This is a genomic window from Micromonospora sp. NPDC048169 (genome assembly GCF_040652815.1).
Classification (GTDB): Bacteria; Actinomycetota; Actinomycetes; order Mycobacteriales; family Micromonosporaceae; genus Micromonospora.
The window spans coordinates 1-22,033 of the sequence record NZ_JBEZMS010000003.1; the positions used below are offsets into that span (position 1 = coordinate 1).

Genomic DNA, 22,033 nt, shown 5'->3' on the forward strand with positions numbered 1-22,033 from the left:
GACAAAAACCTGACCAGTCCGGGGTATAAAACAATTGGCACTGGCTTTACAAGCACCCTGTTGAGTTCTCAAAGAACAACCACACACCAACCACAGGGCCCCATATCAGCGGAACCCCCAGCCGGGGCATCTCGTTCAAACACCCGCCGCTCTCGCGCCGGGCACTTTTACTACGTTACCTCACCGTCTCTGCCGTGTCAAACCGTGTGTCCCGGTCTGTCATGCTTCGTACGGGTCGGCGCCGCTGAGCACGCGCAGCAGTCACCCGCTGCACTTGATCATCGGATTTGGCAGGCCGGCCGCTGCGGTTTCCCGCGAGCTCGCCCGGTTCCCTGCCGGTCGACAACCTTACCCGGTCGGTTCCGCTCCGCCAAATCCGCCCTGCGGCGTTTCGGCGGGCCTCGCCCGGCCCGCGCCCGCACAAGGCGTAAGCCTCGCTCGGACCCGGTGCCAGCCCGTTTCGGCGCTCCCGGGCTTTCGTCCCGTTTGCCCCGTTCCGCGCTGGCAGAGAGAAAGTTACGCGTCTGCGGGTTTGAACGTCAAATCGAGGGGTAGCGGCGCGCGTCACACCCGACCGAAGCCGCCGGTGATCAAGGAGTTCGCGTCCCGATCAGCGTCCCCAGCGGACACAAACTCCTTGATCAACGGGGTGGGGACGGGCGGGACGGAGACGGGCGGGACGGGGACGGGGACGGGCGAGGCGGGGAAGGGCGGTGGCGAGAGGCCAGCAGGGCGCGGACGCCCAGGGCTCCCACTGTCGTACCGATGGCCAGGGACGCGGCGATCAGGAGGGCGTGCACCCAGAGGAAGCCGGTCGGGCTGCCCTCGCCGACGACGCCGGCCGACCAGGCGCGCTCGTCGTTCCAGATGGCGAGCGCGAACCTCGGCCAGATCGCCCACGTCCAGACGCCGACGGCGACCAGGAACAGCGACCAACCACGTGACAGGACCATGGTCGGCCAGTATGCCAGCGCGCCGTCGTCCCAGCTCAGGCCCGCAACGGACGCCGCTCGTGTTTCCGGTGCCGCCGCCGGGGCAACTGTCTCTGCCGAGAGCCGATTCGACGGAGGTGCGCCGATGCAGCCGTTCAGCCCGTGGACCTGGCGGGATCCGTCCGCCCTGGCCGGTGGGTACGACCAGACCCGGCCGGGAGACGTGCCGCAGCAGCGCACCGGCGACGCGGACGACGGCCCCGACGCGCCCGGCCCGGGTACGCCGATCGACCTGACCGGCTACCGGGTAGAGGCGACGGACGGCCGGATCGGCTCGATCGACGAGGCGAGCGAGGACGCCGACGCGCGGTACCTGGTGGTGGACACCGGCCCGTGGATCTTCGGCAAGAAGGTGCTGCTGCCGGCCGGCACGGTGGCGCAGGTCGACCACCTGGACCGCGTCGTGCACGTGGACCGCACCCGGGAGCAGGTGAAGGAGTCACCCGCGTTCGACGCGGAGCACTTCGCCCATCCGGACTACCGGGAGCGGGTCGGCACCTACTACACGGAGAGCTATCGACAGCGGTAAGCACCGCGGGGTGCAGCCACACGGGCCGGTGAACGGCTAACGTGTCAGGCATGACCCGTTCGCGCAGCCACCTCCCGGAGACCCGCAGTGGTCTTTCGGGCCACGCTGCCGACGGCCGGGAGCAGATCCTCGACGTACTTCGTGCCGGCGGACTCCGGTTCCGCGCCGGCGGGCGATGGCGGCGCTCGTTCTGACGAGCCCGCTCCACCGATCCGGGTGACACCCGGATCGTCTCCCGCGCATCCGCGCGTCCCCGCCAGCGAACGGCACGAAAGGCGTACGACCATGTCCTCCGCACGCATGCTCACCGGCGACCGCCCGACCGGGCGGTTGCACCTCGGCCACTACGTGGGCAGCATCGCCAACCGGGTGCGGCTGCACCAGCGCTACGAGAGCTTCTTCATCATCGCCGACCTGCACATGCTCACCACGCGCAACAGCCGCGCGGACATCGAGCAGGTGGCCCACAACGCCCGCGAGATGGTCACCGACATCCTCGCCGCCGGGGTTGAGCCGGAGCGGGCCACGTTCTATCTCCAGTCCGCGATCCCCGAGGTCGGCGACCTGAACACGCTGTTCCAGAACCTCATCACGGTGCCCCGGCTGGAGCGGGTGCCGTCGCTGAAGGAGATGACCCGCGACGCCGGCAAGGACGAGATGCCGTACGGCCTGCTCGGCTATCCGGTCCTCCAGGCCGCCGACATCCTCTGCGTGAAGGGGCAGGTCGTGCCGGTCGGGAAGGACAACGCCGCGCACGTCGAGGTGACCCGGGAGATCGCCCGCCGGTTCAACCACCTCTACGGCGACGTCTTCCCGGTGCCCGAGATGCTCATGTCGGCCACACCCACGCTCGTCGGCACCGACGGCGCCGGGAAGATGAGCAAGAGCAAGGGGAACGCCATCGCGCTCTCCGACGACGCGGCGACGGTGCGCCGCAAGGTGATGGGGATGTACACCGACCCGAACCGGGTCCGCGCCGACGTGCCCGGCACCGTCGAGGGGAACCCGGTCTTCGAGTACCACGACGTCTTCAACCCGGACCGGGCCCAGGTGGCGGAGTTCAAGGCCCGCTACCGGGCCGGCCGGGTCGGTGACGTCGAGGTCAAGGAGGCGCTGGCGACGGCGCTCAACCGGTTCCTCGACCCGATCCGGGAGCGCCGGGCCCGCTTCGAGGCGCAGCCCGGCCTGGTCGACGAGCTGATCGTCACCGGCACCGAGCGGACCCGCGTCGAGGTGCGCCGAACGCTCGTCGAGGTCCGCCGGGCAATGGGCCTGAGCAGCGCGTACACCCAGGTGCGGCGCCGGGCCGAGCGCTACCGCAAGGCCGTCGGCACCTCGGCCTGACCACGAGCCGGTCCGGGGTACGCACTTGCGCCGGCCCCGGACCGGCCGGTTACGCTACCGACATGTCCAGCTCGCACGCGTACCCGATGACGTCCACCGACGTCCGGCTCGGCGCGCTGCGACGCCGGCGGTCCCGCGACCGCCTGCGCTGAGCCTTCCCCTCCTGCGACCGGCGGATCGAGCCGCCGGTCGTCATCGATCGTCCTCGCTCCGCCGTCGCGTTCCCGTCAGGTGATCCGCGCGGCGGATCCACAGCGAGATCGGCGTACTCATGGATCTTGAAAGGTTGCTTGCCGACCGGCTGGCGCCCGCGTTCGCGGCGGTGGCCGGCATGCCGGTGGACCCGGCCGTGCGGCGCTCGCAGCACGCGGACTTCCAGTCCGACGCGGCACTGGGGCTGGCCCGGCGGCTCGGCCGTCCGCCGCGGGAGATCGCCGCGGAGGTACGGGAGCGCGCGTCCCTGGCCGACCTCTGCGCGGCGGTGGAGGTGTCCGGCCCGGGCTTCCTGAACCTGACGGTGTCCGGGCACGCGCTCGGCGGGCTGGTCTCCGCGCTGGCCGCCGACCCGCGGCTCGGCGTGCCGCCCGTGGCCGAACCGGAGACGGTGGTGGTCGACTACTCGGGGCCGAACGTGGCGAAGGAGATGCACGTCGGGCACCTGCGGTCGACGGTGATCGGGGACGCGGCGGCGCGGACGCTGGAATGGCTCGGCCACCGGGTGCTGCGCGCCAACCACCTCGGCGACTGGGGCACGCCGTTCGGCATGCTGATCGAGCACCTGCTCGACCTGGGCGAGGCCGGCGCGGCGCAGGAGTTGTCCATGGGTGACCTGGACGGGTTCTACAAGGCGGCGCGGGCGAAGTTCGACGACGACCCGGCGTTCCGGGAACGGTCGCGGCAACGGGTGGTGGCGTTGCAGGGCGGCGACCCGGCCACGCTGCGACTGTGGCGGCTGCTGGTGACGCAGTCGGAGAGCTACTTCCTGACCGTGTACGACCTGCTCGACGTGACACTGAGCGGCGACGACTTCCGGGGCGAGAGCAGCTACCACGACCAGCTCGCGCCGACCGTCGAGGAACTGGACCGGCTCGGACTGCTGCGGCGGAGCGAGGGCGCGGACTGCGTGTTCCCGCCCGGGTCGGTGGGGCGTGACGGCGAGCCGCTGCCGCTGATCGTGCGCAAGTCCGACGGCGGGTACGGCTACCCGGCCACCGATCTGGCCGCGCTGCGGCACCGGACCGGCGCGCTCGGCGCGACAAGGCTGCTCTACGTGGTCGGGCTGCCGCAGCGGCGGCACTTCGAGATGGTGTTCGCGGTCGGCGCGCAGGCCGGCTGGCTGGCCACGCCGGTGCGGGCCGAGCACGTCGGGTTCGGCTCGATCCTCGGCCCGGACGGGCGGATGCTGCGCAGCCGGGCCGGCGGGTCGGTGAAGCTGGTCGGGCTGCTCACCGAGGCGGTCCAGCGGGCCACCGCGCTGGCCCGGGAACGCGATCCGGAGCTGAGCGAGGCGGAGGCCGCCGAGGTGGGACACGCGGTGGGCATCGGCGCGATCAAGTACGCCGACCTGTCCGGCGACCGGCACAAGGACTACGTGCTGGACTGGGAACGGATGCTGGCGCTGGAGGGCAACACCGCGCCGTACCTCCAGTACGCGTACTCGCGGGTCCGGTCGATCTTCCGGCGGGCCGGCGCGGCGGCGCGACCGGACGCGGACGTCTCGCTCGCCGAGCCGGCCGAGCGGGCGCTCGCGACGGAGCTGGTCGGCTTCGCCGCGGTGGTCGAGGAGGTGGCGGGCACCATGGAGTTCCATCGTCTGACCGCCTACCTGCACCGGCTGGCGGTCGCGTTCAGCGCGTTCTACGAGCGGTGCCCGGTGCTGCGGGCGGATGCGCCGACGCGGGAGAGCCGGCTCGTGTTGTGCGAGCTGACCGCCCGGGTGCTGCGGCAGGGCCTGGACCTGCTCGGCATCCGCACCCCGGAACGGCTGTGAGGCCGCGGGGTCACTGGAAACCCGCGCAGCGGCTAGCGTGACGCATCGATCCGACGCAAGGGAGGCTGCCATGGCGAATCGACGCGCGGTACTCGCTCCGGGACGGGGCTACGACACCCGGGGCCCGCTCTTCGTCTACATCGGGGAGGCGTTGTGCCGGCTCGGTTTCGAGGTGCACGAGGTGACCTGGCGGTCGATCGGCGATCTGCGCCACGACGCCGCTCCGGAGTGGGTCGCCGAGCAGTTGGATCCGGTCCTCGACGCCGGGGTGGATCTGCTCGTGGGCAAGTCGCTCGGCAGTTTCGCCGCCCCGCTCGCCGCCGACCGGGGCATCCCGGCGGTCTGGCTGACGCCGCTGCTGACCGACCCCGCGGTACGGGAGCCGCTGGGCCGGGCCACCGCGCCGTTCCTGCTGGCCGGCGGCACCGCCGACCCGGTCTGGGACGGGGCGGTGGCGCGCCGGCTCACCCCGTACGTGGTGGAGGTCGCCGACGCCGACCACTCGATGATGGTGCCCGGGCCGTTGGCGGCCTCGGCCGAGGCGCTCGGGCGGGTCTGCACGGCGGTGGAGGAGTTCGCCGGCGCTACCGGCCGCTGACCGGTCAGCGGCGGCGGCGCCACGCCCACACGCCGTGCCACGGCTTGATCGCTCCCATGGCCGAGACGATAGACGTCGCTCTCCAGCCGGAGGGGACACCGCCGCCATCGAACCCGTGCGATCCTTCCTCCGCGGGCGCTTCGATCGTCGCCCGCGTTCATTCACGGGGAGGACCGGAATGCGTACCTTCGCGCCCACTTTCGGGCGTCTACTCGCGACAGCCACCACGTTCGCCGTCGGTTGCGCGACGGTCGTCGGCGCAGCCGCGACTCCGGCCGCGGCGGCCGTCGGCGGGCCCACCGAACTCACCACCGCCGGTCAGGCCTGCGCGGCCCAGGCGCCCGGGCCCTACCTGAGCCCGGTACGCCTCAACGACGCCAACGCCGTCGTGCTCCAGGGCACCTACAGCGGGACGCCGCAGAGCGCCGACCCGCAGGCCGACTTCCAGGTGTGGGACGTCACCACGCCGGATGCCCCGCAGCAGTGGCTCACCGGCCTCGCCCCGCACAACAACCAGGTCTACATCCAGCTCGAAGACCCCGAGCGGCAGCGGCACGGTGTCACGTACGGGTGGCGGGTGCGCGTCCTCGACGGCGCCGACACGTCGCCGTGGAGTGCCACCTGCTACTTCACCATCGACCGCGTCGGCGGTCCGGCGCCGGACGTCGCCTCGGCGAAGTACCCGACTGGCGACTGGGAGAACGCCGGTGGCGGGGTCGGCGACACCGGAAGCTTCACCTTCACCTCGGCCTCCGACGACACAGTGAGCTACCAGTACCGGTTCTCCGGAACCGGCGACGAATATGTCGAGGTCCCCGCGGCGGGCCTCGGCGGACCGGCCACCGTCACCTGGACGCCGCAGGACGCGAGCCACCACTCGGTGATCGTGTACGCCATCGACCGGGCCGGAAACTGGTCGGAGCGCAACGTCTACGAGTTCTGGGTACGCGAGACGCGGCCCTCGGTCTTCTCCAGCGCCTATCCGGACTGGAGCACCAACCTGGACTACGGCGTGGGCGTGCCCGGCGCGTTCGAGTTCACCTCGAACGTCCCCGGCACGGAGTCGTTCGCCTGGCGTATCGACGGCGACGGCCCTTCCGGTTCGGTCGTGACCGGCGGCGAGCGCACGGTCACCGCGATGATCGCCCCGACCCGGGCCGGGCGGCAGACCCTGTACGTGCGCAGCGTCACCGCCGACGGTGCGACGCACCCGGAACGGGCCTACACGTTCGTCGTCGACAACGCCCCCCGGGTCACCGGCGACGTCGACCGGTACGTGATCATCGGGTCGTCGCTCCGGTTCCACCTGGCCCCACGCATGCCCGAGGTCACGTCCTACCTCTACTGGACGGCGGACTACAACGGCAGCGCGAGCCAGAAGACCGTCCTGCCGGCCGGCGCGGACGGCACCGCGGACCTGACCTGGACCGCCACCAGCGAGAGCACGCAGGCGCTGTACGTGCAGAGCCGCAGCGCCGACGGCACGCTCTCCGAGCCGCGGTTCATCTCCGTCTCGGTGTCGGGCGCCAGCCCGTACGTGACCCGCAGCGGCGGCGACGTCGTCGGGTCCACCGCCACCTTCACGGCGCGCACCGAGATGGTGAACGTCGTCGAGTACGAGGTGTTCCTCAACCGCGACCCGGCCACCCGGCAGGTGTTGCCGCCGGCGGCCGACGGCTCCGTCACCTTCCAGTACACGCTCAACGAGCGCGGCTACACCTACGTCACAGTGACGGCCCGCAACGCCGCCGGGGTGCGGACCACCGAGGGCGGGAACTCCTGGTCGGTCACCGACTCCCCGGTGGTCGTGTCGACGGACTTCCCCTCGTCGGGTTCCGGCAAGTTCGCGCCTGGCACCTTCACGTTCAAGCCCCGGCAGCCCGGCGCGGTGAAGTACACCTACCAGTTGCCCGGCGCCGACGGCACTGTCGCCGCCACGGCCGACGGCAGCGCGACGATCAGCTGGACTCCGCCGGACGCCGGCTACTACACGCTCTACGTGAAGAGCGTGACGGCGGACGGCGCGCAATCGCTGCAGACCTACTACTCCTTCTCCGTGGCGCCCGACCCGTTGACCGTGACGTCGGTGTCGCCGTCGTCGGTGGAGACCGGCGCGGTACGGACGATCACGATCACCGGCAGCGGCCTCCACCAGGAGGATCAGGTCACCGTCACCCCGGCCGGTGGCACCGCGATCGCCGCGACGGTGCGGAGCGTCTCGGCGGACCGCCGGACCCTCACCGCCGATGTCGACCTGACCTCCGCCGCTGTGGGCAAGGCTTCCGTCTCGATTCGGCCTGACGAGTGGAGCACGCCGGTCTCGCTCGCCGACGCGTTCTCGATCACCGCAGCTCAGGCTCTCCGGTCGGTGGCCGCACCGGCGGTGACCGGCACGGTGGCCGTGGGGGCGACGGTGCGCGCGTCGACCGGGCAGTGGAGCCCGGCCGCCTCGGCGTACGCCTACCAGTGGGCGGCCGACGGCACCGCGATCAGCGGAGCGACCGGTTCGACGTACGTGATCCGGGCGTCCGAGCTGGGCAAGCGGCTGACCGTGACGGTCACCGCGATCAAGCCCGGGTACTCGTCCGGCCGGGCGACGTCGCAGGCCACGGTCCCGGTCGCGAAGGGCCCGGCGTTGCAGGCCACTGTCAACCCGACGATCACCGGTACGCCTCGGGTGGGGCAGACCGTGCAGGCAACCACCGGCACCTGGACGCCCACCGCCGACTCGTACCGCTACGAGTGGCGAGTGGGCGGGGAGCTGACCGGCACGACGACGAAGACGCTGACGTTGACCGCGGCGATGCGCGGCAAGGCGGTCACCGTGACGGTCGTCGCGGTGAAGGCGGGCTACGCCAACGGTCGTGCCACGAGCGCTCCGGTGACCGTCCGCGCGTGACGTCACCGGCCGGCCGGCCCGATCACGGGCCGGCCGGCCGGGCGGCCTTGCCGTCCAGCCACAGCGAGTCGCTGTCGTCCCGGTGCGAGCCGGTGGACCCGACGTGCTTGGCGCTGATCCTCGGCCCGTTCCTGATCACATGGTTGAGCGCCATCGCGTGTCCCCGGCCGAGCCCGTACTCGTCCTTCAGCCAGGCCACGACGACGCCCGCCTTCACGTCGGCCGCGTCATAGCCGCGCTCCCTGGCCTCGTCGACCAGGACGCGCGGGGTCTTGCCGGTCTTGTCCTCGATCGCGTCGAGGTACGCCTGGAACGACATCTGCCAAACCCTTCGCTCGGGAGGTGGTGACAACCTCCACCCTCTCGGGCGGGGCGGTTCCGATCAACGACGGACCGGACCACCACCGTTGCCTCCAGGGCAACGATCACCGCCGTCCGAAACGCCGGAGAGCCCGGCCCGCGAGATCGCGGGCCGGGCTCTCCAGATCTCGGGGTACGCGCTCAGCGCTGGAGGGTGAGGAGTCCGGGGCGGTAGGGCAGGAGGCCGTAGTCGCCGCCGGAGTTGGGGGAGCGGCCCTGGTAGAGCAGTTGGAGGTTGCAGGGGTCGACGGTGAAGGTCTGGTCGGCGGTGGTGCGGATCAACTCGCCGTGGCTGATGTCGTTGGTCCAGGTGGCGCCGCTGTTGGCCTTGCCGGCGAACGGGTTGGACTCGGTGGCCGCCTGGGGGGTCCAGGATCCGTTCAGGCTGGTGGCGGTGAAGGACCGGAAGTAGCGGCCCTGGGAGCCGATGGCCTCGACGATCATGAGGTAGCGGGTCTGGCCCTGGAGCTTGTAGACCTGCACGGCCTCGAACAGGTTGTTCGTCGAGTCCGACATGATGGTGGTGTAGTTCGAGCCGAAGCTGCCGGGGAAGTTCCCGATCGGCATGCTGGAGCGGTAGATCTTGCCGTTGTCACCGGCGAAGAACAGGTACATGTTCTGGTCGTCGGCGATCAGGGTCTGGTCGATCGGGCCGGTGCCGGAGCCGGAGATGCTGCCGGTGAACAGCGGCTGCGCCGACGACCACCCGTTCGGGTTGGTGGGGTTGGTGGAGGTGCGGTAGGAGAACGCGGTGGGTCCCCACTGGTATGCCAGCACCCAGATGTTGCGCGGCGCGAAGTAGAACAGGGTGGGCGCCACGGTGCCCGACGACATCGCGTTCTGCGACGCGGAGGCCATCTGCGACCAGTTCGAGAACAGGCCGAAGTTCATCGACCCCCACGACGACCCGGTGTCGTGGGTGGTGGCGTAGACCAGGTGCTGCCCGTTGTAGGGCACCACTGTGAAGTCCTTCAGCGACACCCAGCCCGACCGGGGCTGCGCCAACGCACCTGTGGACGACCACCGGTACGACGACGGCAGGTTGCACGTGCCACCCGGAGGCGGCGTCGTCGGAGGCGGCGTGGTGGGGTTGCCGCCGCCACCGTCCACCCGGACGAGCTGCCACTGCTGGTTGGCGCCGTTCCAGTCGTCGTACTGGACGATGTTCCCGCCGTCGGCGGTCGAGGCGCCCTGCACCTCCACCACCTTGTTGCTGTTGCGGTTGATCAGCCGGACGTAGCCGCTGTCGGAGTCGGCCAGCCGGAACTGCTGGTTGGTCCCGTTCAGATCGGACCACTGCACGATGTTTCCACCGTTGGCGGTGGAGAAGTTGTAGACGTCGAGCACCTTGCCGGACAGCCGCGACTTCAGCCGGTAGTAGCCGCCGCCGGAGTCGACGAACTGCCACTGCTGCTGGTTGCCGTTGTTGCGGGACCACTGCACGATCCGCGCGCCGTCGTTCGTGGCCAGGTTGTAGACGTCGAGCGCCTTGCCGCTGTTGCGGTTCACGAGGACGTACCAGGCGTTCGTGTCGACGCTCGCGGCGGCGGCGGGCGCGGAAACGGCCGCCACGGCGGCGGCACCGACGAGTACCGCTGTCGCGCCAGTGGCGACGACTCGCGGCAACCATCCGCGCCGTCGCGGCGGCGACATCGTCGATGGGGACCTACCGAAAGCAAACATGTTCCTCCTTCAGGTCACACATGTTGTGAGCGCTAACAATGCGTCTTGGCGCGCTTACCCCACAGCCGGCCCGCCCCGCAGCCGTCCGCGCCCGCCCGGTGAGCCATCGACGCCGCCACCCGGTCCATCGACTGTGAGCGATAACACGTCGTTCGTCAAGTCGTAACATTCGATGGACGGGCCCCTCGCTCCTATGGTCGACGGGTGGACGACACGCAGGTACGGCACGCGTACGGGGCGGTGGCGAGCCTCTACATCGACCTGTTCGGCACCACCGCGCAGGTGCATCCGGACGACCTCGCCCTCATCGAGCGTCACCTGGCTGATCCACCTACCGCCGGCGGATCTCGACCGCGTGCTGGCGGAGTTCCGCCGCGCGATGGTGCCGGGTGGGCCGCTCGTGGTCGGCATCTTCGTCGGTGACGAGGTGGGCGCCTTCGACCACAAGGTCGCCACCGCGTACCGCTGGCCCGTGGACGAGTTCTCCGCGCGGCTGCGACGAGCCGGGTTCGCGGAGGTCGAGCGCCTGCTGCGCCTCGACGACGCCGCCCACCGCCCGCACGCCGCCGTCGCGGCCGTCGCCTCCCACCCCTGAGCGAAATCGGCGCGAAGGAATACCGGCAGCTGTGCCAAGATCGACGTTCGGAGCACGACGGCCGGAAGGACCCCATGCCCGCGTACGCCATCGCCCATCTCCAGGACGCCGCCCCGCATACGGACATCGCCGAGTACATCGAACGCCTCCCGGCCACCCTCGCCCCCTACGGCGGCCGTTTCCTCGTGCACGCCACGCCGCACGAGGTGAAGGAGGGCACCTGGCCCGGAGCCGTCGTGATGCTCGGATTCCCGGGGATCGCCGAGGCGCGGGCCTGGTGGGACTCGCCCGCCTACCAGGAGATCGCACCGCTGCGCTCGCGGCACATCGAGGGCGACGTCATCCTGGTCGAGGGCGTCCCCGACGACTACACCCCGGCCGGCATGGTGCAGGCGCTGCGGGCGGCGGCCTCCTGAGCCGGCCCGGCCGGCGCGCCCGCGACCTGGGGATCGTCGTCGGGGCGCAACCCACCGGACGCCTCAACGCGATCACCGACGTCCCCGGTGTGCTGGTCGGGCACACCACCGTCGACGACGACGCCGACCTGCACACCGGCGTCACCGCGATCGTGCCGAGCGGGCTCGGCCCCGGCCGGTGGACGCTGCCCGCTGCGGTGTACGCCGGCAACGGCCACGGGAAGCTCGTCGGCTCGACCCAGGTGGACGAGCTCGGCGTACTCGAATCTCCGGTCGTGCTGACCGCCACGCTGTCGGTGTTCCGGGCGGCGGACGCGCTGCTCGGGCATCTCATGGAGCGCCGGCCGGACGGACTGTCGTTCAACCCCCTGGTCGGTGAGACGAACGACGGGCACCTGTCGGACATCCGCCGCCGCCCGATCACCGGGGCGCACGTCCTGGCCGCGGTCGCCGGGGCGACGGGTGGGCTCCCCGCCGAGGGCTGCGTCGGTGCCGGCACCGGCACCACAGCCCTGGGCTACAAGGCGGGCATCGGCACCTCCTCCCGCACGGTCGGGACCGCCGGTCACACCCGGACGGTCGGCGCGCTGGTCCAGTCCAACTTCGGCGGCGTCCTCACCGCGCTCGGCGTGCCACTACCCGTCGACGAGCTGGTGCCGGCCGCCGACCGGACCGAACCGCCGGGCAACTCGTGCATGATCGTGGTGGCGACCGACGTGCCACTGGACGCGCGGCAGTTGCGGCGGCTCGCCCGCCGTGCGGTGTTCGCCATGGCCCGGGTCGGTGCGTCGTTCAGCAACACCAGCGGCGACTACGCGATCGCGTTCACCACGTCGGACCAGGCGCCGATCCCGGACGCCGCGATCGACCCGGTGTTCGCCGCGGTGCTGGACGCGGTGGAGGAGGCGCTGCTCAACTCGCTCTTCACGGCAGTCACCACCACCGGCGTGGGGGGTCGCACCAGCCATGCGGTTCCGCACCGGGCCGCCGTCGAGCGGCTGGCGGCAGCCGGTCGGCTCACGATCCGGCCGTACACCTGATCCACAGTAGATGGATGGTCGTGACCGACGGACGACATTCGTGTTGACAGCGGTGATCGATGCGGCTGGAGTGATGCGCCATGGACGACACCGCCGAATCCCGGCTCGACAGTGAGCAGACCGCGCCCGGAAACCAGGACGACGACAAGACGAGCCGTACCGCATTGGCGCTCGTGAACACCGTCAACAGGGTGGTGCGCAACGGCATCGGCCCGGTGACCGGCTCGGCGGCCTGGGCCGAATCCCGGCTGCGGACCGTGCAGGGCGACAGATACGACAGCGCCCTGCTCGGCAAGCGCGGCGGCACCCCCGCCGAGGACGTCGACAAGGTGATCAGCCGGCTCATCAAGGAGTCGGTGATGGCAGCCGGGTCGGCCGGCTTCGTGACCGGACTGGGCGGCTTCGTGACCCTGCCGATCACGCTGCCGGCGAACGTCGCGGGAGCGCTCATCATCAACGTCCGCCTGGCGGGAGCGATCGCCTACCTGCGAGGCTACGACCTCGACGACCCGCACACGCAGGCGATGATCCCGCTCGTCGCGGTGGGCTCGAACATCCAGTCGACACTCAGCACGCTCGGCGCCCAGATCGGCGTCAAGCTGACCGAGCAGGCGATCAGGAAGGTCTCCATCGACCTGATCCGCAAGATCAACCAGAAGCTCGGGTTCATGCTGCTCGCCAAGTACGGCACGAAGCGGGCGCTCATCACGCTGGCGAAGGCCGTACCGCTCGTCGGCGGGGTCGTCGGCGGCGGCATCGACGCGACGCTCACCGCCGCGGTCGGCCGCTCCGCCGACAAGCTCTTCGCTCCGCTCACCGCCTGAGCCCACCCGGCGTCCCGCTCCCGGACCCCTCGCCGTCGGCCGTTCGGCGAGAGGGCACCCCCGATCAGCTTCGGCATCGACGCCCATCCTGCGGCTGGGACCTGCCGTCTCGTCGCTTATCGCGCCGGTAACGGCCAGTCTGTCGGTTCGGTGACACTCCGGATCGGACTGATCGCTCCACACTGCCCGCTGTGACCGAACTCCCTCCCCAGAATCCGTGGCCCGGGCAGGGCTCGCCGCCCTATCGGCCCGGTATGCCGTTCGCGCCGTCCCGGCCGTCGTGGTGGCGCCGTCAGCCGGCGGCGATCAAGGTGCTCCTCATCAGCGGTGCCGCCGTCCTCACCTGCTGCGGCGGGCTGCTCGGCATCGGCATCGCCGCCGGTCCCGCCACCGAGCCGAGCAAGTCGCCGGAGAAGGCCGTCGCACAGGAGGTGCCGACGGTCGCGGCACCCGCCACCACGACCACCGCGCCCACGCCCGAGGCCGCCACCGCCTCGCCGGAGCCGTCGCCCTCGCCCACCACTGCCGCGCCGACGACCGCGAAGCCCGCGTCGAAGCCGAAGCCGCGCAAGACCACGGCACCCGCCGTCTACTACAAGAACTGCGATGCCGTACGCGCAGCGGGCAAGGCGCCGCTGCGACGCGGCCAGCCCGGGTACCGGACCGGGCTGGATCGTGACCTCGACGGCGAGGCGTGTGAGCCGGATGGCGGCAACGGCGACTCCGGCGGTGGCAGCACGGGCGGCGGCAGTACCGGCGGTGGCGGCAACGATCCGCGTTTCGGCACCTGCAAGGAGGCGAACGCCAACGGGTACGGCCCGTACACGCAGGGCAGGGATCCGGAGTACTACTGGTACATCGACCGGGACAACGACGGCACGGTCTGCGAGTGACACGCGACGCCGGGGCGGGCCGGGCGGTGCCGTCCCGGTGGTCACGTCAGCTCGGCGTCGTACGCCCGCCGGGCGCGCTCGATCCGGGCCATGTGGGCGTCGGCCCATTCGAGGAGTGCGTCGATCGGCGCGCGCAGCGTCTTGCCCAGCGGGGTGATCCGGTACTCGACAGCGACCGGGCGGGTCGCCACGACGTGGCGTTCGACGATGCCGTTGCGTTCGAGTCGTCGCAGGGTCGCCGTCAGCGACTTCTGGGTCACCGCCGGGATGGCGCGGCGCAGCTCGTTGAACCGGCACGGGCGCTCGCACAGCTCGTTCAGGACGCTCAGCGACCACTTGTCCAGCACCTGGTCGAGCAGCTCGCGGTGCGGCGCGTCGATGCGCAGTTCGTCGGCGCGAGCGCCTGCGGTATCGCCCATGAAACCAGGTCTCCTTGAAGTGTCCTCCGTCAACTAGGTATCAATGGTAAACCTCAGTTGCCCAGTGGAGGAGCACCCGATGCCCGTCACCCGTCTCAGCCCTGCCGGTCTTCAGCCGAACACGCCGTACCACCACGTGGCAGTCGCCACCGGATCGCGCCACATCCACGTCAGCGGCCAGGTCGCCCGGCTGGGCGACGGCACACCCGTCGCACCGGGGGATCTGGCCGGGCAGGTCGCGCAGGTGCTGCGCAACACGGGCCGCGCGCTCGCCGGCGCCGACGCGTCGTTCCAGGACGTCGTCCGGTTGACCTTCTACGTCACCGACTGGACGTCCGAGAAGATCGGGCCGTTCATGGCCGGGATCGAGGCGGTCGCCGAGGAGCTCGGGTTGCCTCAGCCGCTTCCGCCGGCGTCGCTGATCGGCGTCGAGTCTCTCTTCGAGCCCGACGTGCTGGTGGAACTGGAGGCGACGGCGATCGCACAGTGAGCATCTTCCTGCTCGACGCACAGCGTCCGCCCCGACCTGGGCTCATCCTCCTGCAGCTGCCTGAGCCGGCGCAGCCGCAGGGCCAGTCCGGCCGTGATCTCGTCCGGGTGGGCCCCGTCCGCGATCCGGTCCGTTACCGCCTGCCGAAGTTCCCGGACCAACAGATCTCGTATGTCCTCGGACATGTCGACCCCGATCAGCGGCCGCTGTAGGCCAGCGCCGCCCACAGGGCCGGCCGGGTCAGGTCGGTCGCGGTGACGGTGTTCAGGTGGGCACCGGGCAGATACGGCGGGACGATCCGATCGGGGTCCAGCATCCACCGTTGCACCACGCCGACCGCCTCGGCCGGTGGCCGCCGATTGTCGACCAGCTCCAGATGGACCAGGAAGAGCGCGAGCGCGGCGAACGACGCCGGCACGGCCCAACGCCAGCCGATCAACCCGGTGAACCCGGCGTCGAGCAGCGCCGGCACGAGGTCCGGCGCGGCCGGGGCGGAGAGGACGACCAGGCCACGGGCACCGCTGACCGACGCCAGGTCGAAGACTTCTCCGCCGGCCAGTTGCAGGGCCGTCCCGTCCAGTCCGCACGCGAGATGCAGGAGGGAGGCTCCGGCCAGGTGCTTGCATACGTCTTCCGGCCCACCCACCGCGTCGACCGGCTCCAGCGCGCGGCCCAGGCAGACCGACTGCGGGTAGAACAGCCGGCGCAGAATCATGACCTCGGCCATCGCGTCGTCTCGGTCGCCGCGCGGGTTGACCACGAACACCGGCTCCTCCGTGAGCGGCGGAACGGACCGCGCGGCCAACCGGACGACGTGCGTGCCGGACGGGACGTCGGTGATGCGGACCTGCTGGCCCAGCCGACGGCCATCAGCGGTGCACACCGCGCCCAGGCCCACCCGGCTCAGTCCGCGCGTCGCGGCCACCAGTATGCGCCCGGCGGTCCACCGGCCGAGGATCGCCGGCCAACCGGGATCGTCCGAGACGAGCGGATCGGTGACCGGAAGGTTCGCGAGCACGTCGAGCCGACCGGTCGCCGGGTCGAGGCAGAGCACCCCGGCGGTCAGCCCGGCATCGTCGGTCGAGTGCACATAGAGCAGGGCAGCCGCGCCGATCTCGCGGACCGCGGCGGCGACCTCGGCCGGAGTGGGCACCGTCACGATCGGTGTCTCGGCCGGCACGACTCCGACGAGGACCGCCAGCACGTCGTGGGTCAGCGAGTCGGCCCCGGCCCGCTTCGGCGCGACCGCGGCGATCTCCAGCGCGGTGAACGCCTCCGCCCCCCGGCCCTCCGCGAGCATCCACCCGGCGAAGCGGGTCGCGTCGGCGGGGTCGACGTCCGGGCCGTCCAGCGCGTTGCGGCCGGCGTCCCGGCACCGTTCGGTGTCGCCGACGGCACCCCGCCGGCGGTACGCCTCGGCCAGTCGCCACCAGGTTCGGGTGCGCAGGCCGCCCTCGTCGAGCAGCCGCACGACGCCGGCCAGCCGGGTGATCGCGTGGTCGGGATCGTCCCCCAGGCGCAGGCGAGCCGCGCCGAGAACGGCCCGGGCCGATGGCGACGACCGGTCCGCGTCGGCGTCGAGAGCCGTCCGAAGCTCGGCTGGATCGTGGCGAAGCAGCGCGTCGAGAACCGCTGTGAGACCGCCGCCGCTGCCCGCGCCGCCCGCGGCCGGGGAGCAGTTGTGCACCGCGGCGGCGAGCCGGGCGTGTGCGGCGGCCGTATCGAGCGGACCCCGCCAGGGATGACCGGCCGGCACGTCGGCCACGGCGGCGAGCGGGTCCGGACTGCTCAGGCCGCCGGAGTGCAGCGCGGACACCGTCCGGCACAGTTCGGCGAGCGCGCTCACCACGGGCGGCCGGGATTCGATCCGTTCCGCGTACGCCAGCAGGTCGTCCGCGATATCGGCGATGGCACCCGACAGCGGCCGCGTCTCGTCCAGCAGACCACCCGCCGCTTCCACGATCGCGACCGCGGCGGGATGGCCGGGTGGTACGCACCTCGTCGCCACCAGAAGGTCTCGCGCGCCGGCCCGGCGGGCGTCGCCGCCGGCGTCCTCGTCGTCCCAGCCGCTGCCGTCGCGCCGCTCCCGAAGGCACAGCCCGACCACCGACAGCAGCCGGTCGAGGCCCAGTTCGACCGGGTCACCACCGTCCTGCGCATCCACCGCGTTGGCCGTCGCCCCGACGAAGGCGTCCAGGGCGGCGGGCTCGATCTCGCCCGGACCGGCCAGCAGCATCGCCAGAGCCTGCTCCCAGACCGGCTGATCGCGGTCGAGGGCCAGCGCCGCGAGCTGCTCCCGGGCAGCCCGGCGGGCGGAGGCCGGCTGCGTGCTGGTTGCCGCCGCTGTCGCTGGCGTGGGCCGTCGCGGTGGCACCACCGGGGCGGACTGCCCGTCGCCGCGCATGGCGGTGACCGGATAGTCCAGCGGGTCGGTCAGGTTCGCCCGGTTCCACAGGTCGGTCGGCAGGCCGTTGCGCTGCAGGTCCCGCAGGCGCGACATGGCGTCGATGATTTTGCTCAGGTCGAAGTCGGCGATACTACCGCTGAGCAGCGGGTGGATCGACTCGGCCACGACCAGCATGGCGCGGGTGATGCTGGTGACGTCGGTGCTCAGGACCGGCCCGGCGAGCAGTTCCCGGAACAGTCGCGCCGCCTCCTCGGCATCCTGGGCCGCACCCGACGACCCCCCGCCGAGGAAGCCGCCGCGTGCGGCAGCCGGGCTCATCGCCTCCGTGGCCCGGGCCAGATACAGCTGCCCCAACGTGATGCGAGCCACGACTCCCTGCATCGGTGCCAGGCCGGGGAACCCGGTCGCCTCGGTGAGCACGGCGATGCCGGTGTTCCGGTCCTCCGGCCCGCTGCCGTGCGTACCGTGCCGGGCCGCCAGGAGCATGCCGAGCCGGACGGCCACCTGGCCACGGACCGGGTCGCCGGGGTCGACCAGCCGGTATGCCTCGGCCCATGCCTCGATCGCGGCGGACAGGAGACCGAGTGCCGCCGGCCGGCCCGGTCCGGCCCGCCAGTATTCGGTGGCCAGCACCTGCCCGAGCTGGGTCAGCTTCGGCAGCCGGGCCGGTCCGGAGATCCGGGACAGCTCCTCCCGGAGCCGCTCGATGGAGTCCTGCATGGCGCTACCGCCCTTCGGTCGGTCACTGTCCCCAGTGGGTGAAGCCGGCCCACGCCACCACCCGCGCCGGGTCGGTGTCCGCGAGCATGCGACGCAACGGGCCCGGCATGGTTCGGGGCGGCTGCCGGTCACCGTCGAGCATCCAGACCTGCGCCCGGCGCAGTGCGTCCCAGACAGCGCGGTGCTCGGTCGTCAGGAAATGGTGGAACATGAACATGAGTAGCGAGGTGTCCTGATCCGGGATGCTCCACTGGGTGGAGAGCACCGAGCGGGCGCCCGCGGCCAGGAACGTCGTGCCCAGGCTGTACGCCTCGTCGTACCCGTGGATCGAGCGGCCGGTGTGGCAGGCGGCAAGCACGACCAGCCCGATCGGATGCCGGTCCGGATCGGCCAGCAGCGTGATCAGCTCGTCCGCGGTGAGGTCCCCACCCGCCAGCAGCAGGCGCGACGACGTCGAGGCACGAGCCGTCTCGATCACCCCGTGCGAGGCGAGGTGGAGCATCGTGCCGGCCTGGGTGGCGTCGGCGAGCAGCCAGGAGCGTACGTCGGCGGGCGTACCCGCACCGGAGGGGCTCACCCTTCCGTTCGGCCACCGCCCGACGTAGGTGGCGGCGGGATAGAACGACTGATGGATCCCGTACGCCTCGAGCCGCGCCGACCGCAGGTCGGCCGCACGCCGGCCGGTGTCCGGGTCGGCCAGCACCATGCCGCCCGAGGTCAACCGGACCGGCTCGGCCGCGGCCGTGTCACAGAACATCCGGGCGGACGCGGCCTGGGAGAGCGCGACCCGCTCCACCAGGTAGGTGCCGCCCGGGTCGCGCGCCGCCTGCCACGGCACCCGGGCCAGGTCGCCCATCGGGATGAGCACGAGACGTGGCACGCGATCGGCGCTGAGGAACGGTTCGACCAGCGGCCCCATCGCGGCCTTCCACGCCCAGCCGCACAGCGCGTCGACGCGGTCCGCGAACTCGGCCGGATCGTCCGTCCCGACCTCGCGCGTCGTGTGGTCCGGGGAGCGACCGGCCACGGCCGTCAGGTACCGCTCGACATCGGTACCTTCGCCGACGGTGAGGTTCGGCAGGGCCAAGAACCACGGTTCGCCCGCGGCCGGGGCGATCACCGCCCAGCCCGGCGTCAGCGGGTCGGCCGGTACGAGATAGGCCAGCGCGTCCACGCCGAGCCGGCGTAGGGCGTCCCGGATCTCGTCGAGGCCGGGCGGGTCGAGCAGCCCGGTGTCGCGTGCGAGGACCTGCAGGACATCCTCCCGGAGCAGGGGGTCGGGGGTGTCGGTCGCCCGCCACCGGGCGGCGAGTTCCGGGTGACCGGCGGCGGTCAGCCGAGTGGCCGGATCCCGCAGCTCGGTCGCGGCGAACAGCATCAGGGCGCGTCCGCCGTCCAGCGCCCGGAGCGCGTCCTCGGGCTGCTGCTCCACCAGGCAATGGCTGGCGGTCACGATCGCCTCGGTGGCCGCATGCCCGGCCACGGCGCGCGCCGTGGCCGGGTCGGGTTCCAGCAGCACCCGCCAGGCGTAGCCACGGAGCCCTTCGAGCATGGCGAGCCGGGCGGGCGACGCCTCGCCCAACCGGTTCCGCAACTGACCGAGCATGCCGGTGACGTACGACCAGTACTGATTGCCCGGACCACCGGCCAGATCCCGTGCCCGCTCCAGCACGGTGACCGCCTCATTCACGTCGGACAGCAAGCCGGTGACCGTCGAGCGGTGGTACAGGCCCAGCGCCAGCGACGCCAGGTGGAATACGTGGTCCGGATGGTCCTCCGGGGTGAGGGACACCGCCTCACGCAGATCAGCGATCGCCGCGGCGATCCTGACCTCGTCCCGTTCGTCGCCCATCCGCAGGGCCGTGCCGCCCCGAGCCGCCAGGTGCAAGGCGCGTTCCGCGTCGGAGGACCCGGCGCGCGGCAGCGGCAGCACGCTCGCCTCACCACGGGTTGCCGCCTGCAGCGCCCGCATCATCGGCATGACCTCGGCCATCGACTGGCGCAGCAGGTTGCCCTGCGGCAGCTCGTTCGTCCGGTCCGCCAGGTCGGCCAGCATCGCCACGGCGGCCGAGGTGTCCCCGCCCTGCTGCGTCTGCAACGCGTCCAGGTAGCCCGGAAGCAGTCCCATCAGTTGGTCGCCCTCCGGGTGACCCGCGACCATCGCGCCCAGCTCCGTCACCGAGGCACGGAGCCGGCTCCCGTCACCGATCGAGTACCCGGCGGCCAGTTCCAGGCCCTTGCGGGCGACCTCTGCCAGCGCCTCGACCTGCGGGTCACCACGGTGCTCGGCGATCACCGCATCGATCTCGGCGATGGCCGCGCGAGGGTCGGTCATGGTCCGGTAAGCGGCGGCCTCCAGCAGCCGCAGAACCCGGTTGATCCCGCGCATCCGTCGGGCGACGTTCGTCTCGTCCGGCCGGCTCATCGATGTCCGCCTCCCTGCGTTCGCCTCCTACGGTTCTGACGGACGATCGCGCCGGCCGAGCAGCTCGACGACGGTCGCGACGATGTCGTCCAGCCGTTTCCGGTCGCTGATGAGGGCGGCCACCCGATCCGGGTCGACCGCTTCCTCGCCCGGCGGACGGTCCAGGTCGTGCTCGGTGGTCAGCTCACCGAAGACCGTGTTCAGCACGTCCGTGACCACGACGTGCGGGTCCTCGCCGGCCGTCATCCGCCGTTCGATGAGATCGATCGCACGCGCGGCCAGCTCCTGCAGCAGCGAGTCGTCCCGCTCGTGCCGGGCCACCAGCACGAGCGGCTCGGGCTCCGGATGACCGGCTGAGAACGAAACCGGTGCCTGCTTGCGGCCGAGCGGTGCTTCCACAGTCCGCTCGTACCATCCGGGCCGGCGCCGCATCGCGGCCAGGACGACCTCCACCTCGGCGGCGACCGCCGGCTCGCCGCCGTGCTGGTCGCCGGTGAACCGGGCACGCCGCTCGGCCCAGCCGGTCAGCGGCCACAGTGAACCGCCCGCGGTGGCCTCGGTGCCGACCCAGTCGAGGATCAGTCTGGCCAACTCCACCAGCCACGGATCGTCGCCGAGCGCGACGACCAGGTGCTTGGGCACACGCGGACGCTGCGGAGCCCCGCGCTCGCCCCGGCGCCGGCGGTAGCCGTCGACGGTGGCGCGCTGCATCCACCGGACCAGCCAGCCTTCCAGGTTCTCGATCGGCACATCGGCGTGGGCGAAGAAGTCGTCCAGGACCGCCTCGACGTCGTGGTGGAACCGTTCGAGGCAGTCCGGGGCGAGCCAGGGCAGGCCCTTGGCGCACAGGTGGCGGCGCCTGCGCTCGATCGGCTGGGTGACGCGCAGGAAAACGAGCTGCCAGGCGATCTCGAAGGCGCCGCTGCGGAGAAGCCGGCGCTCCTCGGCTGACGCGTGCCGGAAGTACTGAGCCAGCTGTCCCTGCCGGGCCAGCTCGCGGACCCGGTCCGCGCCGGCTGACTGCTTCTGGGAATCTGCCACGACAACCCCTCCTGCCTCGACCTTCGCCTCGATGGTCGAGGCAGGGGCGAGGCGCGGGGAGGCGCCGGCGGCGAGATACCGGGGATTACGTACGGCGGCCCGCACGATACGTACGGGCCGCCGGAAAGACTCAGGACATCTGGCTGGGACGGGGATCCCCGTGCGGGTCGAACACCACGAAGGCCGTGGTGGCGCCGTTGAGGTAGACCGTGACCGGACGCCGCTCCTTGTTGTAGAGGCGAAGCTGGACAGTGGTGCGGTTGACCATCGCGTCCTCGACGGCGTGGGACACGTCCTGCGCGTCCTCGTCCGCGACCGACCACTCGGACTGGCCGATGATGAGCTTCTTGTCCATGCGGTTTGGATCC

19 protein-coding genes and 1 pseudogene are annotated in these 22,033 nt (G+C 71.7%); 12 read left to right on the top strand and 8 right to left on the bottom strand.

What is annotated here, in order from left to right:
* Window positions 1-641: 641 nt before the first annotated feature.
* Window positions 642-953: a hypothetical protein gene (locus tag AB0D28_RS03575; RefSeq protein WP_357381820.1), complete on the bottom strand. Its 312-nt coding sequence runs from the start codon at window positions 951-953 to the stop codon at window positions 642-644.
* Window positions 954-1,077: 124 nt separating this feature from the next.
* Here AB0D28_RS03575 and AB0D28_RS03580 point away from each other — a divergent pair, with 124 nt between their 5' ends.
* From AB0D28_RS03580 to AB0D28_RS03600, 5 genes are all read left to right on the top strand, one after another.
* Window positions 1,078-1,521: a PRC-barrel domain-containing protein gene (locus AB0D28_RS03580; RefSeq protein ID WP_357381822.1), complete on the top strand. Its 444-nt coding sequence runs from the start codon at window positions 1,078-1,080 to the stop codon at window positions 1,519-1,521.
* 285 nt (window positions 1,522-1,806) lie between these two features.
* The gene (gene trpS / locus AB0D28_RS03585; protein WP_357381824.1) at window positions 1,807-2,865 is read left to right on the top strand and encodes a tryptophan--tRNA ligase; all 1,059 of its coding nucleotides are present in this window, start codon (window positions 1,807-1,809) and stop codon (window positions 2,863-2,865) included.
* A gap of 271 nt (window positions 2,866-3,136) precedes the next feature.
* Window positions 3,137-4,855, top strand: a complete 1,719-nt coding sequence (gene argS / locus AB0D28_RS03590; protein WP_357381826.1) for an arginine--tRNA ligase — start codon at window positions 3,137-3,139, stop codon at window positions 4,853-4,855.
* Window positions 4,856-4,925: 70 nt separating this feature from the next.
* On the top strand, window positions 4,926-5,453 hold the full coding sequence (locus AB0D28_RS03595; RefSeq protein ID WP_357381828.1) for an alpha/beta hydrolase: 528 nt from the start codon (window positions 4,926-4,928) through the stop codon (window positions 5,451-5,453).
* 178 nt (window positions 5,454-5,631) lie between these two features.
* Window positions 5,632-8,352 carry a hypothetical protein gene (locus AB0D28_RS03600; RefSeq protein WP_357381830.1) on the top strand — a complete coding sequence of 907 codons (2,721 nt, stop codon included), beginning with the start codon at window positions 5,632-5,634 and terminating at the stop codon, window positions 8,350-8,352.
* Between the two features lie 22 nt (window positions 8,353-8,374).
* Here AB0D28_RS03600 and AB0D28_RS03605 read toward each other — a convergent pair whose 3' ends face one another.
* Window positions 8,375-8,671, bottom strand: a complete 297-nt coding sequence (locus tag AB0D28_RS03605) for a DUF4287 domain-containing protein (RefSeq protein ID WP_357381832.1) — start codon at window positions 8,669-8,671, stop codon at window positions 8,375-8,377.
* 182 nt (window positions 8,672-8,853) lie between these two features.
* Window positions 8,854-10,395 carry a non-reducing end alpha-L-arabinofuranosidase family hydrolase gene (locus tag AB0D28_RS03610; RefSeq protein ID WP_357381834.1) on the bottom strand — a complete coding sequence of 514 codons (1,542 nt, stop codon included), beginning with the start codon at window positions 10,393-10,395 and terminating at the stop codon, window positions 8,854-8,856.
* A 204-nt stretch (window positions 10,396-10,599) separates the two neighbouring features.
* On the opposite strand from AB0D28_RS03610, the pseudogene AB0D28_RS03615 reads away from it, so the two are divergent.
* From AB0D28_RS03615 to AB0D28_RS03635, 5 genes and pseudogenes are all read left to right on the top strand, one after another.
* Window positions 10,600-10,990, top strand: a pseudogene (locus AB0D28_RS03615) (hypothetical protein).
* A gap of 74 nt (window positions 10,991-11,064) precedes the next feature.
* Window positions 11,065-11,406, top strand: a complete 342-nt coding sequence (locus AB0D28_RS03620) for a DUF1330 domain-containing protein (protein ID WP_357381836.1) — start codon at window positions 11,065-11,067, stop codon at window positions 11,404-11,406.
* A 32-nt stretch (window positions 11,407-11,438) separates the two neighbouring features.
* Window positions 11,439-12,446, top strand: a complete 1,008-nt coding sequence (locus tag AB0D28_RS03625; protein WP_357382290.1) for a P1 family peptidase — start codon at window positions 11,439-11,441, stop codon at window positions 12,444-12,446.
* Between the two features lie 80 nt (window positions 12,447-12,526).
* A complete protein-coding gene (locus AB0D28_RS03630; RefSeq protein WP_357381839.1) occupies window positions 12,527-13,270 on the top strand; it encodes an EcsC family protein in 744 nt (247 codons plus the stop codon).
* 191 nt (window positions 13,271-13,461) lie between these two features.
* Window positions 13,462-14,163, top strand: coding sequence for an excalibur calcium-binding domain-containing protein (locus tag AB0D28_RS03635; RefSeq protein ID WP_357381841.1), 702 nt, complete (start codon window positions 13,462-13,464; stop codon window positions 14,161-14,163).
* Between the two features lie 41 nt (window positions 14,164-14,204).
* Here AB0D28_RS03635 and AB0D28_RS03640 read toward each other — a convergent pair whose 3' ends face one another.
* Entirely contained in the window at window positions 14,205-14,582 is a 378-nt protein-coding gene (locus AB0D28_RS03640; protein ID WP_357381843.1) for a helix-turn-helix domain-containing protein, read from the bottom strand.
* 79 nt (window positions 14,583-14,661) lie between these two features.
* Between AB0D28_RS03640 and AB0D28_RS03645 the strand changes: the two genes are divergently transcribed.
* Both AB0D28_RS03645 and AB0D28_RS03650 read left to right on the top strand, forming a co-directional pair.
* A complete protein-coding gene (locus AB0D28_RS03645; RefSeq protein ID WP_357381845.1) occupies window positions 14,662-15,072 on the top strand; it encodes a Rid family hydrolase in 411 nt (136 codons plus the stop codon).
* Complete coding sequence (locus tag AB0D28_RS03650; RefSeq protein ID WP_357381847.1) at window positions 15,069-15,284, top strand: hypothetical protein; 216 nt, start codon at window positions 15,069-15,071, stop codon at window positions 15,282-15,284. Before AB0D28_RS03645 ends, AB0D28_RS03650 begins: the two co-directional genes overlap by 4 nt.
* Here the strand turns inward: AB0D28_RS03650 and AB0D28_RS03655 are convergent.
* The 4 genes from AB0D28_RS03655 to AB0D28_RS03670 form a co-directional block, all read right to left on the bottom strand.
* Window positions 15,269-18,199 (bottom strand): CHAT domain-containing protein, encoded by a 2,931-nt coding sequence (locus AB0D28_RS03655; RefSeq protein WP_357381849.1) that lies wholly within the window; start codon window positions 18,197-18,199, stop codon window positions 15,269-15,271. The two genes, AB0D28_RS03650 and AB0D28_RS03655, sit on opposite strands and share 16 nt — an antisense overlap.
* Before the next feature lie 22 nt (window positions 18,200-18,221).
* Complete coding sequence (locus AB0D28_RS03660; protein WP_357381851.1) at window positions 18,222-20,624, bottom strand: CHAT domain-containing protein; 2,403 nt, start codon at window positions 20,622-20,624, stop codon at window positions 18,222-18,224.
* A gap of 27 nt (window positions 20,625-20,651) precedes the next feature.
* On the bottom strand, window positions 20,652-21,665 hold the full coding sequence (locus AB0D28_RS03665) for a hypothetical protein (RefSeq protein WP_357381853.1): 1,014 nt from the start codon (window positions 21,663-21,665) through the stop codon (window positions 20,652-20,654).
* Between the two features lie 130 nt (window positions 21,666-21,795).
* A complete protein-coding gene (locus AB0D28_RS03670; RefSeq protein ID WP_357381855.1) occupies window positions 21,796-22,020 on the bottom strand; it encodes a hypothetical protein in 225 nt (74 codons plus the stop codon).
* Between the last annotated feature and the right edge of the window lie 13 nt (window positions 22,021-22,033).